Genomic DNA, 10,499 nt, shown 5'->3' with positions numbered 1-10,499 from the left:
GAGGTAGTCCTCGACCCCGGTCAGGGTGATTGGCTGCGCTACATTCCAGGTGGTGTTGTCAAAGGTCAGTGTGGTTGGGGAGACGGTTGCTTCACCGGTGTCGCTGGAGGTGAGCGTGACGGTGACGGTGCCGTTGGGTGGGCCGGAGAGCTGGAAGGTCGTGTTGTTGTCCGTGGTACCTTCGGTCAGGCTGGGAGAGTTATTGGCCACAGTGACCGCGGTCGCTCCGCTATCAGCCGTGACTACATTGAAGTTACCAGCAGCTCCGTGGAGGGTGTCCGTTGGATCAGTGGAGGCGATGGTGTAGCTGATGGTGGTGGTCTGGTTGCCATCGACACTGTAGTCTTCAGGAGCCGTGATGGTTAGGGTCTGTGGGATATTCCAGGTGCTGTTGTCAAAGCTCATCGTGGCCGGCGAGAGCGTAGCCTCGGATGTATCTCCGGAAGAGAAAGTGATGGTGACAGTGCCGTTGGGTGGACCAGAGAGGACAAAGGTCTCAGTATTGGTGGCGCCTTCGTTGATCGTGGTCACGCTGACGGAAGCCGAGGTGCTCAGCCCAGAGGGAGTAGAGCCGTTGGAACTTCCACCACCACCGCCACCTTGAGCCTTATCACTATCCGCACGTGGGAAGTCCACGTCATAGACAATCGTGCCTTCTTCAGGAATCACATCACAGCCCAGCAGAGCCAGGCTCAGGCAGAAGAGCAGGAGGAAGGAGGAGAGTGGCCGTTGGTACATTTGGTTTTTTTGGCTGAACTGGTACTAGGTTGCATTAGCTGCTGCGCCTTCCATGGCTTGGCTAAATCCCTATGTTTTGCTGACAATCTTGAAATATATATGCCTATTTACTCATTTATCTGCCTAATCACAAGGATTTTATGCAATGTTATTTAATTATTTTGTCACATTTGATCATATTTTGAGACAAAATGAATTTAATATCTGACAAATAAAATTTTATGGATAACACCTTTTTGAGAGTGATGGAGGATTTTTTCGACGAATTCCCTCATCTGGCCGTTCAGCCACTTGGTCGTCTTGGGTTAGGGTAGCATCTGGAACTGTGGAGGAAGCGTGCTCAACGTTTTTCAGGAAGAAATCTGGTTCAAACGATCCAGGTCAAGAGGCAACAGACCCAGCCTTGATCCGCTTTTTGTAGACGCTGATCAAAACAAGTGAAACTCACATTTCCGGGCATTTCTGTTTGCAAGGTGCTAGCGACCGCCAATTAGATGCTGTCGTAAGCCCGCAGTGCAAAAATCTCTACAAATTCTCCAGCCTGTCCCACCAAGGCTTGGCTGACCTCAATCTTGACATAGCTCTCCCAGCCCTTGCGAAAGTGACCCCGAACTCTTTCCAACAGGGGTAGTTCCTCTGAAAATTCTCTTCCTCTGCGAGCCAGCGTAGACATTGCTGCTGTTTAAGCAATCCGACAAATCGCGACCACCGAGGCCTTGTTGACAGCTCCCTGCATTGCCGAACTCCACTCCTCCTGAACATAGAATTTGATCAGCGCTGAAGTGTCACAAAACAGAATCACCGGCGATCTTCCAAGATCAAACTGCTGGGGGATTTGCCAGTGTCGGTCAAGGCAAGAGGCTCCTCAAACACAGGCTTTTTGCCATTCCAACTCAGCGCCCCAGAAGACCTCAGAGAGTCGAGGGGTACTCCAGTTGGTTCGGGGACACCGACAATGTGGGTGATGGGTTCCCGATGTGAGGTCACCTCAATCACTTCTCCAGATTGCCCCCTTGCTAACAGTCGAGACAGATTGGCTTTGTGCTGAGGTACGGCAACATTTATGGCTAAATCCAATGTCAGGTCATCAAGAATTGGTTTTCTTCATAAAGGTGCTCATAATTTTTTAGATGATCAATCAAATAGGACCAATTTCGAAGTCAGATGCTCTTTTTTTGTAAGCTGAATTCTTTGACAGGGAGCCGCCCAGAGACAGTGGTGAAGTTTAGAAAAAATTAGGAACTTGCAGGAATTCCCTCATCCGACCGTTCGGCTACCTTCTCCCTGAAGGAGAAGAACAAACAGGACCTCTTGGTTTGTAGAGGAATTGGGGTTCTTTGAAGAGATTTTTGGAAGTCTTCCTTAAAATAGTGAATGATTCATTTGATTTTTTGCTGTCATCCTCACCCACCAAGATAGACCCGCTGAACATCCTCATTGTCCAGTAAGTTTGCCGCTGTATCGGTCAATTGAATTTTGCCATTTTCAAGGAGATAGCCTCGATCTGCGAGTTGGAGAGCCAGGTAGGCGTTCTGCTCGACCAGCAGGATTGTTGTTTGTTGTTGCTGGTGGATCTGGTGCAGAATCTCGAAGATTTGCTGGACAATCATCGGGGCCAGTCCGAGAGACGGTTCATCAAGCAGCAGCAGTCGGGGGCGTCCCATCAGAGCCCGAGCGATCGCCAGCATTTGTTGCTCACCACCGCTGAGGGTTCCTCCAAGCTGTGACTGTCGTTGGTGCAGGATCGGAAAGAGTTCCATCATTCGCTCCAAATCCTCTCGGACGTGTTCCCGATCGCGACGTAGGTAGGCTCCCATTCGCAGGTTCTCCAGCACGGTGAATTCTGGGAAGATGCGTCGACCTTCGGGGACCAGACCAATGCCCAGCGCTTTGATCTGATCTGGAGTCAGTTGCTGAATCGGTCTTCCTTCCCACAGAACTTCTCCCTGGCGGGGAGGCACCAGCCCGGCGACGGCCATCAACAAGGTGGTCTTGCCAGCGCCATTGCTACCCAGGATAGTTACGATTTCACTTGGTTTCACACAAAGAGAGACGCCCTGCAGAGCAAGGGTGTTGCCGTAAGCACTCACCAAGTTGCGTAGATCCAGCATCATGAAGTGGCCTGTTCCCCAAGATAAGCTCGAATTACTTCAGGATGCTGGCGAATCTCCTGCGGTGGACCTTCTGCGATCTTGCGTCCATGGTCTAGCACGATGATTCGGTCTGAAATCTTCATCACCAGCTGCATGTCATGCTCGATCAGCAGGATCGTCAGCTGAAATTCTTTCCGAAGCTCCACCACCAGCTCGTCCAGTTCTTCTGTCTCCTGCCGATTCATGCCAGCTGCCGGTTCATCAAGCAGCAACAGAAAGGGATCGGTAGCCAGCGCCCGAGCAATCTCCAAACGCCGTTGGGCTGCATAGGGTAGGCTGTCCGCAGTTACCTGGGCATACTGTTCCAACTCCATACGCTGCAGCAGTTGGAAGGAATCCTCACGAATCTGCTGCTCTTCTGCACGGGTGCTTCGATCTCGCAGGAGTACACCCAACATACTAGCTTTGGTGCGGATCTGACGCCCCATCATCACGTTCTCCAGTACACTCTGCTTTTCGTATAGGCGGATGCTCTGAAAGGTGCGAGCCACACCCAGCTGGGTGATCTGGTAGGGCTTGAGGCCGTTCAGTCCTTGTGTTTGATGATGGGGAGGATGCAGGTGAATTTCCCCAAGCTTTGGAGGAAGAAAGCCCGTTATGCACTGAAAGCAGGTGGTCTTGCCAGCGCCGTTGGGACCAATCAGCGCGAGAATTTCCTGGGACTGGACCTGAAAGCTCAGGTTATCCAGAGCACGCAATCCACCAAATTCAAGTGTCAGTTGATCCACTTGGAGCACGGTAGAATCTTGTGAAGAGCCATTCTCGCTCATGCGTGGTGGTTCCAAAAAATGATCAAGATTTGCAGATTTTCTTGCCCTATTTCTGCCAAAGCCCGGTATGATGAGTGCACGCTAGCCGACAATTCCATCCGCCTTGTTATCCTTTCCTGCAGGAGTCGCATGAATCCAATCGTGGTCGTTGATGATGAACCGGCGATTCGTAGTAGTTTGGCCGCCGTACTCGAAGATGAAGGCTATCCCGTATGCTGCTGCGCACATGCGCGTGAACTCTACGACGCTCTGAAAGAGCAGCCAATGTCTCTGGTGCTACTGGATATCTGGCTTCCCGGAGAAGACGGCATGGCGATCCTCAAGAATTTGCGCAACGAACAGCCCGAGTTACCCGTGATCATGATGAGTGGACACGCCGGGATTGAAGCTGCCGTCAGTGCGATCAAGCTGGGAGCCCGAGACTTTCTGGAAAAGCCACTGCACCTGGATGTGTTGTTGGACAAGATCACCGGTGCCTTGCGAGCCGCTCAACCAGACGAGGAAGTGATTCTGCCTTCTGACACCCGGATCGAGACAGCACCCTACCAGCCAGCAACCAACCGGCAATCCGTGGAGCTGCGCAGGTCCGGACGTCCCCAGTGTACTCTTGGCGACAACGTAGTCCTCAATGGTACCGGTCTGCTCAGTGGTCGCAACACGGGCATCATTCTCAGTCCAGCACCTCCAAACAGTGGAATTCAGTTTCAAACCCTCGATGGCATCTCCATTCCTGGCCGAATCACCAGCCTGGAAGATTACCAGCATGCACAGAGCCAGCAGAGCTTTACTGCCAACTCTACGGTGCTGGCCCGGGAGAATCGACGTGTCCGCACGGTGGAGCACCTGATGGCCGCTTTGTCGATGGCTGGGCTGGACAATGTGTTGATCAAGGCCGACGAGGAGATCCCAAACGTGGATGGCTCGGCTCTTGATTTTGCCCGATTGCTTGACGAAGCCGGAATCGTGGATCAGGACGCCGAAGTGACGGAAGCGGTGATTTGCGAAAAACTCAGCATCGGTGAAGAAGACCCCGACCAGAAGTATCTCTATGTGGAACCCTATGATGGTTTCGAAGTGACGATGCGCGTCGATTATCCACCACCGATCCTGGAACAGCAACTGACCTTCAACGCAGAGCAGGATTCCTTCCTGAATGAAATTGCGCCAGCTCGCTCCTTCAACACCTTTCAGAACATCGACATGGCTCAGAAGATGGGCAAGGTCGGCAGTGGCTATCTCAACTCGCACATCATCATCTATGACGGCAAGGTGATCAACACGGAACTACGCTTTACGGATGAGTTTGTCCGGCACAAGATCCTTGATCTGATTGGTGACCTGTTCCTGCTAGGCTATCCACTGCGTGGTCGGGTGGTGGCCAACATGACCTCCCATGGTTACAACCAGGCGCTGGTGCAGAAGATGTACAGCTGCTTTGCCTGATCAGGCAGAGCGCAACACCTGTTGCATCTCATCAAAGATCGCAGGTGCTCCAACGATCAGATCCAGGCCATAGAGTTCTGGTGGAACGCTCGGGGGCACCTCGCCGATGTGGCCGATCTTCCCACCGGCTTCCCGAACAACCAGCTGGGCTGCTGCAAAATCCCAGGGACTGAGCGTCTCAAAAAATCCATCCATTCGTCCTGCCGCAATCCAACAGATATCTAGAGAGGCTGCCCCGATCCGGCGGATGTCACCACAACTCTCCAGCATCTTCTGAAACTTTGGAATCAGCTTGGGCCGCTCCTCTCGATTGTAGGGAAAACCGGTACCGATCAAGGCACCACGCAACTCTGCCTGCATAGTGATCTGCAGTCGTTGTTCGTTGAGATAGGAACCTTCTCCCTGGATAACATGAAATAGTTCTTCGAGGAAGGGACAGTAGACGGCACCGACTCGTACCTGACCTGCTTCTGCATAAGCGATGGAGACTGCACACATCTGGTGATTACGGGCGTAGTTGACGGTTCCATCAATTGGATCGATGATCCACAGTTGGCTCTGCAGCAACTCTGGTGAAGAATAATCGGGCGCCAGCTCTTCCGAGAGAATCTGGTGTTCTGGAAAGCGTTGTTGAATGCGATTGCGGATCAGTTGGTCCGATTTTAGGTCTGCCGAAGTGACCAACTCCTGATGGGTCTTGTAGTTGAGTGAAACGGTTTGTTGTTCACGTTCCTGACAAATCAGGTGTCCCGCTTCACGAGCGATTTCCTGGGCGAATTGAGCAATTTCCTTCCAGTCTGACATGAGGTCTCAGGGTAGTGGTTGTGAAGTTCCTTCCTGCAGCAGAGTGACCAGTTCACAGCGGTGGCAACCCTGGTGGAAGTTGTGGCAAAAGTCCTTGGCAAGCTGCAGCATTCCATGTTGCAGCGAGCAGTTGCTCAGTGGAAAAGTGGAGCTTCCAGGGCAAAGAGACGCTGACGCAGGAAGCGCGTGTGCCGATTTTCTGGCTCTGGAGGCAACACCAATAACAGACGATAGAGCAGGGACTCCAGTTCTGGTTCCCCGTGCTGTCGAGCATAGGCCAGGAAAAAGGGAAGCAAACCGTTGACCCAGAGCAGCACCTGTCGCTGTTCTCCTAGCAGCTGCTGATCGGGCAAGATTGCTGTCTGAGCGAAGCCCGCATGCTTGCACCAAGGTTCCCAGTCCGGGGTACGAAAGGCCTGATCACTCAGCTGTAGTAGGGTCTGTCGTAACGTGTCCGTGGTGGCCAACAGCTCCAGCATTTTCAGTTGTTGCAGCCAGAAACGCAATAACCCCAGTGGTGTGACTCGCTGAAGGTGATGAAACCAGCCGACGAGCAGGCGTTCCAGGCGTCCTTGGGGACATCGGCCCTCTTGACGTGGAGCTCTCAAGCGATCGGTATTCTCCAAGCGTTCCTAGATCTGGCACCAGTGAGCGTGTTCTCAGTGCAGATCTGCAGCATTTGGTAGCGTCTCCAGAAGCAATCCACACAGTCCAAACCAGCGAGCCAGCAATTCAGCACGAGCACTGCGGGGGGTTGACGTAGCCACGATTGTAGAGCCGACCAAGGCAGGCGTTGTACCAACTCGGTAAAGGGGCCGCTCCAGTTGGGGGCTCCCAGTGCAGCAAACAAAGCACGGTGCAGCTGTTCCTCCGGTTCTGCGGTGTCCCAAGCCTGTTGAATTGGCTGCATCTTTTGTTGTAGGCGTTGCTCGGTGGCCTCCTGCAAAAGCAGGCGCAGACGTTGCTGTCCAATTTCAGGCAATCAGCTGCCACAATGCCCGGGCAAGCGATCGTATTCCTTGAGCAGTGCAGCACCATCAGGTACAAGTTGCTCCCACTTTTCTGGTAATTGGGTGGCCAGTTCGATGACTGGGATCGTCTGCCCGTCTTCACGAACCAGTGCGGGAAGCCGGGCATCGTGATAGAGCACCACGTGCAGGATCACCTGTTGGTAGGCTGGATCATCGGGGTGTCCATGCGCCTGCCAGAGCCGAGTGTGTGTATGGAATTCGACAGCACCATAAAGCTGTTGATCGCCTAGACACAGCCGAGCTTCCAGAAAATCAGGACCAGCTCCAGAATTGAGCCAACCAGGAAACTTGACTCGCAACTGTTCACCGGTTGTGGTCTGAAACTTCGTGGCAACAGGTAGACACCAGAGCGCCTGTAGCAGTTGTTCAGGATGATGCTTTCCCGGCATGGTTGGGAGGTGGCTTCAGTCGTTAGTTGACCAGCGCCAGTCAGGACGAGTGCTACCAGGTTGCCAGAGCAGTTCGGTTTCATCCAGCTTGGCTGTGACCCAGCGACCAAAGACGAACAAGGCATCAGAGAGGCGGTTGAGATACTTCAGAATTGCTGGATTGATGGGTTCAACTCGGTGTAGACATAGGACTGCACGCTCTGCCCGACGACAAGTGGTGCGAGACTGATGCAGGAAGGCATTGAGTGGCGTTCCTCCCGGCAGGATAAAACTCTTCAAGGGTTCCAGCTCGGTGTTCATCGCATCAATCACTTCTTCCAGCCAAGCAGCATCGGCTTCCTCCAGCTTGATCTGTCCGGGGTATTCGTCACCTGGCAGTGTGGCCAGTTCGGAACCCATGTCGAAGAGCTTCTGTTGGATTGCCTGTAGGATCAACTCGAGCTTGTCTCGACGCTCAGATTGTGGCTTTTGAGCGTTGAAACTGCGAACTAACCCCAAGCAGCTGTTCAGTTCGTCGACAGTGCCAAAACCTTCGATTCGAGGGTGATCTTTGGGTAGACGGGTTCCGCCAACGAGTCCGGTCTCGCCAGTGTCTCCGGTACGGGTGTAGACTTTTGTGATGCGAACCATCGAGCAATGCTCCTGTTGAGTTGGGATTTTTGAAGAGAAACCATGGTAACGGAATCTAGACAAAGCGAAATCTTTTTCATCGAGATCTCAGAGGCTTACAGTATGTGTAGGAGCCACTGAATGCAGTTGCTCAAGTGGTTGCGCCAGGAGGGAGTACTGCCCAGAGACTTGGTTTGCCAGCCGGAGGATGCAGCAGAATTGCTGGCTGATTTTTCTCAGCTACAGAGGATTCTTAAGGAGCACCCCACGTTGAAAGGTGTGGTCTTGGAGCACCTGGCTCGTCGATATCAGTTGCCCCTGTTGCCCAGGGAGGTCAACCAACTGTGGTCTATCCCTCGGAGTGAGCAGGAAGCACTCTTTCATGAATCCCTGTTGCTGGTGGTGGGTAGCGATGGCATTCCCTGGCTGGTGCTGACCGCTCTGGCAGATTAGCGACGTCTTCCACGCTTGCAGTTCCAGCATCCTGGTCTCTGCCTCGGCTTGGTGAACCGGGTGTGGCTGGCTCAACTCTATCGTGAAGGACGTGGTGATGCTCCTGCAATGGAGGAGGTGGAGGTTTCCCAACAGTTGCAGAAACTGTTCAATGTGGCCCTGCGCTACGGGGCTTCTGGCATTCATTTGGAACCCGGTCAGCAGCCAGATCAACTGCTGGGGTGTCTACACATCGATGGTGAATTGCAGACACTACCAGAACTCCGCTCCTTGCTCTCCAGTCAGTTGTTACCTCACCTGAAGCTATAGGCTGGGTTGGACATCGCAGTACGTCGCAGACCCCAGGATGGCTACCTGCAGCAACAAACCCCAGATGGCCAGCTTTACGACCTGCGGCTCTCCAGTCTGCCAACTGAACATGGTGAGAAGCCGGTACTGTGCTTGTTGGAATCTGGGGATCTGTGGCTGGATCTGGCACAACTTGGCTTTTATGAAGATGATCGAGCAGTACTCAAGACCGTGATGTGACGTCAATACAGGATGCTGCTCGTTGTTGGACTGACCGGCAGTGGCAAGACGACAACGCTCTATGCCCTTTTGAATCAGCTCGACGCTTAACGCTCAACGCAAGAATGTGATCACGATTGAAGATTCGGTTGAGTATCATCTGCCATGCCTGACACAGGTTTCGGTGCAGCCTGCGCAGGGACTAGGGTTTGCAGAAGCACTGCTAGCAACCTTGTGTCAGGATCCAGACGTGATTCTGGTGGGAGAGATTCAGGATGAGGAAACGGCCCAGATTGCATTCAAGGCAGCGCTAACAGGTCAATTGGTACTAGCAACCCTGCACACGAACAATATACTCAGTTGCCTACAGCGTCTGGAAAATCTTGGTGTTGAGTGGGCGCTGATTGCAGATACCCTGCTACTGGTACTTTCCCAGCGCTTGGTTCGGTCTGCAGTCGGAGGTCAGCTGCCAGTCTATGAACTGCTCCATCTAGATGAGACCCTCCAGAATCGCCTGCGACGTCAGCTTGCTACGGATGAACTGTTGGCTCCCTATCCAGGACTGTACTTCCGCTTGATTGCCCAGACTGCTGAACAGATGCTGCATGACCACTTGGTCCGGAAGGAAGAGTTGGAACCGATTTTGCCAATTGATTCAGAGAGTCAGCAATGAGTGAGGAAAACATCGCTACACATTGGGATCCAGTTGGGTATGACCAAAACGCAAGGTTCGTTAGTGATTTGGGAAAACCAGTATTGCAACTGCTGCATCCAAAGGCTGGAGAGATGGTACTCGACCTTGGCTGTGGAGATGGCGAGCTAACCCTGAAGTTGATAGATGCTGGTTGCCATGTCATAGCGGTCGATAGTAGCTCTGCGATGGTTGAATCCTCGCTGGCAAAAAGTATCAACGCCCGAGTGATGGATGGGCAACATTTGGAATTTGAAGGTGTTTTTGATGCGGTTTTCTCCAACGCAGCCCTACATTGGATGACTCAGCCTAGAGAAGTCATTGCAGGTGTAAAGCGAGCGTTGAAGCCTTCTGGTCGGTTTGTCGCAGAAATGGGAGGACAGGGGAATGTGGTTTCCATCTTGGCAGCGCTGACGAAGGCCCGTCAGCACAGAGGCTTGGCGCCTGTGAATCCCTGGTACTTTCCCAGCGTGGAGGAATATCGTCAGCTCCTGGAAGAAGTTGGCTTTCAGGTGCCAGTGATTCAGTTGATTCCCCGTCCAACGGTCTTGCCAGGAGAGCTTCGAGGCTGGTTGGAGACCTTTGCAGGTTTGTTTCTGAGTACGGAGGGAGCAACGCGTGAAGAGATGATTGCTGAGGTCACCGAGGAGTTGGCTCCCACCCTGTGTGCTGACTCTGGCAAATGGACGGCCGACTACGTGCGACTACGATTTATGGCGTGCAAAGTTGACTCAGTGAATCCTTCGAACACCTGATCCTCCCACTCCCCGCTTGCCTCGCCAGAATACCTCCTCTATCGTGATAACCTTTTTCTGTTGACTGTCGTTCCCCTGATTGATGGAAGCAATGCATTCTCCTGTACTCGGCTATCTCCGTTTCCCCACTTTTGGTACGAACCAACTCTATTTTGT

At 52.9% G+C, this 10,499-nt stretch carries 15 protein-coding genes and 1 pseudogene; 8 read left to right on the top strand and 8 right to left on the bottom strand.

Annotation, left to right across the window (positions count from 1 at the left end; genetic code table 11):
• The coding region (locus P8O70_05450; protein ID MDG2196322.1) for a hypothetical protein at nt 1–366 on the top strand (366 nt) is incomplete at its 5' end.
• Between the two features lie 25 nt (nt 367–391).
• A complete protein-coding gene (locus tag P8O70_05445; protein ID MDG2196321.1) occupies nt 392–604 on the top strand; it encodes a hypothetical protein in 213 nt (70 codons plus the stop codon).
• A 624-nt stretch (nt 605–1,228) separates the two neighbouring features.
• Here the strand turns inward: P8O70_05445 and P8O70_05440 are convergent.
• The 4 genes from P8O70_05440 to P8O70_05425 form a co-directional block, all read right to left on the bottom strand.
• Nucleotides 1,229–1,411 (bottom strand): hypothetical protein, encoded by a 183-nt coding sequence (locus P8O70_05440; GenBank protein ID MDG2196320.1) that lies wholly within the window; start codon nt 1,409–1,411, stop codon nt 1,229–1,231.
• A gap of 125 nt (nt 1,412–1,536) precedes the next feature.
• On the bottom strand, nt 1,537–1,815 hold the full coding sequence (locus P8O70_05435; protein MDG2196319.1) for a type II toxin-antitoxin system prevent-host-death family antitoxin: 279 nt from the start codon (nt 1,813–1,815) through the stop codon (nt 1,537–1,539).
• Between the two features lie 326 nt (nt 1,816–2,141).
• On the bottom strand, nt 2,142–2,849 hold the full coding sequence (locus tag P8O70_05430; protein MDG2196318.1) for an ABC transporter ATP-binding protein: 708 nt from the start codon (nt 2,847–2,849) through the stop codon (nt 2,142–2,144).
• The gene (locus tag P8O70_05425) at nt 2,849–3,661 is read right to left on the bottom strand and encodes an ABC transporter ATP-binding protein (GenBank protein MDG2196317.1); all 813 of its coding nucleotides are present in this window, start codon (nt 3,659–3,661) and stop codon (nt 2,849–2,851) included. Before P8O70_05425 ends, P8O70_05430 begins: the two co-directional genes overlap by 1 nt.
• A gap of 129 nt (nt 3,662–3,790) precedes the next feature.
• Here P8O70_05425 and lpxC point away from each other — a divergent pair, with 129 nt between their 5' ends.
• On the top strand, nt 3,791–5,104 hold the full coding sequence (gene lpxC, locus P8O70_05420) for a UDP-3-O-acyl-N-acetylglucosamine deacetylase (protein MDG2196316.1): 1,314 nt from the start codon (nt 3,791–3,793) through the stop codon (nt 5,102–5,104).
• Here lpxC and P8O70_05415 read toward each other — a convergent pair whose 3' ends face one another.
• The 4 genes and pseudogenes from P8O70_05415 to P8O70_05400 form a co-directional block, all read right to left on the bottom strand.
• Nucleotides 5,105–5,908 (bottom strand): inositol monophosphatase family protein, encoded by an 804-nt coding sequence (locus tag P8O70_05415; protein ID MDG2196315.1) that lies wholly within the window; start codon nt 5,906–5,908, stop codon nt 5,105–5,107.
• A gap of 134 nt (nt 5,909–6,042) precedes the next feature.
• Nucleotides 6,043–6,534, bottom strand: coding sequence for a hypothetical protein (locus tag P8O70_05410; GenBank protein ID MDG2196314.1), 492 nt, complete (start codon nt 6,532–6,534; stop codon nt 6,043–6,045).
• Nucleotides 6,513–7,328: pseudogene (locus P8O70_05405) on the bottom strand (DUF2851 family protein). Before P8O70_05405 ends, P8O70_05410 begins: the two are co-directional and overlap by 22 nt.
• A 15-nt stretch (nt 7,329–7,343) precedes the next feature.
• Nucleotides 7,344–7,958, bottom strand: coding sequence for a cob(I)yrinic acid a,c-diamide adenosyltransferase (locus P8O70_05400; protein MDG2196313.1), 615 nt, complete (start codon nt 7,956–7,958; stop codon nt 7,344–7,346).
• 120 nt (nt 7,959–8,078) lie between these two features.
• Between P8O70_05400 and P8O70_05395 the strand changes: the two genes are divergently transcribed.
• The 5 genes from P8O70_05395 (at nt 8,079) to P8O70_05375 (ending at nt 10,343) form a co-directional block, all read left to right on the top strand.
• Nucleotides 8,079–8,390, top strand: coding sequence for a hypothetical protein (locus P8O70_05395; GenBank protein MDG2196312.1), 312 nt, complete (start codon nt 8,079–8,081; stop codon nt 8,388–8,390).
• A 60-nt stretch (nt 8,391–8,450) separates the two neighbouring features.
• Nucleotides 8,451–8,699 (top strand): hypothetical protein, encoded by a 249-nt coding sequence (locus P8O70_05390; GenBank protein ID MDG2196311.1) that lies wholly within the window; start codon nt 8,451–8,453, stop codon nt 8,697–8,699.
• Nucleotides 8,700–8,705: 6 nt separating this feature from the next.
• The gene (locus tag P8O70_05385) at nt 8,706–8,918 is read left to right on the top strand and encodes a hypothetical protein (GenBank protein ID MDG2196310.1); all 213 of its coding nucleotides are present in this window, start codon (nt 8,706–8,708) and stop codon (nt 8,916–8,918) included.
• Between the two features lie 73 nt (nt 8,919–8,991).
• On the top strand, nt 8,992–9,570 hold the full coding sequence (locus P8O70_05380) for an ATPase, T2SS/T4P/T4SS family (protein MDG2196309.1): 579 nt from the start codon (nt 8,992–8,994) through the stop codon (nt 9,568–9,570).
• Nucleotides 9,567–10,343, top strand: coding sequence for a class I SAM-dependent methyltransferase (locus P8O70_05375; GenBank protein ID MDG2196308.1), 777 nt, complete (start codon nt 9,567–9,569; stop codon nt 10,341–10,343). Before P8O70_05380 ends, P8O70_05375 begins: the two co-directional genes overlap by 4 nt.
• Nucleotides 10,344–10,499 lie beyond the last annotated feature (156 nt).

The sequence above is a fragment of the SAR324 cluster bacterium genome, assembly GCA_029245725.1.
Taxonomy (GTDB): Bacteria; SAR324; SAR324; order SAR324; family NAC60-12; genus JCVI-SCAAA005.
The sequence above is the reverse complement of the archived record's forward strand: the minus strand, read 5'-3'. Positions and strand labels throughout refer to the sequence as shown.

Coding starts and splice junctions, on each gene's coding strand:
- P8O70_05440 (MDG2196320.1), bottom strand. CDS start 1,411: ATGTCTACGCTGGCTCGCAGAGGAAGAGAATTTTCAGAGGAACTACCC.
- P8O70_05430 (MDG2196318.1), bottom strand. CDS start 2,849: ATGCTGGATCTACGCAACTTGGTGAGTGCTTACGGCAACACCCTTGCT.
- P8O70_05425 (MDG2196317.1), bottom strand. CDS start 3,661: ATGAGCGAGAATGGCTCTTCACAAGATTCTACCGTGCTCCAAGTGGAT.
- lpxC (MDG2196316.1), top strand. CDS start 3,791: ATGAATCCAATCGTGGTCGTTGATGATGAACCGGCGATTCGTAGTAGT.
- P8O70_05415 (MDG2196315.1), bottom strand. CDS start 5,908: ATGTCAGACTGGAAGGAAATTGCTCAATTCGCCCAGGAAATCGCTCGT.
- P8O70_05400 (MDG2196313.1), bottom strand. CDS start 7,958: ATGGTTCGCATCACAAAAGTCTACACCCGTACCGGAGACACTGGCGAG.
- P8O70_05395 (MDG2196312.1), top strand. CDS start 8,079: ATGCAGTTGCTCAAGTGGTTGCGCCAGGAGGGAGTACTGCCCAGAGAC.
- P8O70_05375 (MDG2196308.1), top strand. CDS start 9,567: ATGAGTGAGGAAAACATCGCTACACATTGGGATCCAGTTGGGTATGAC.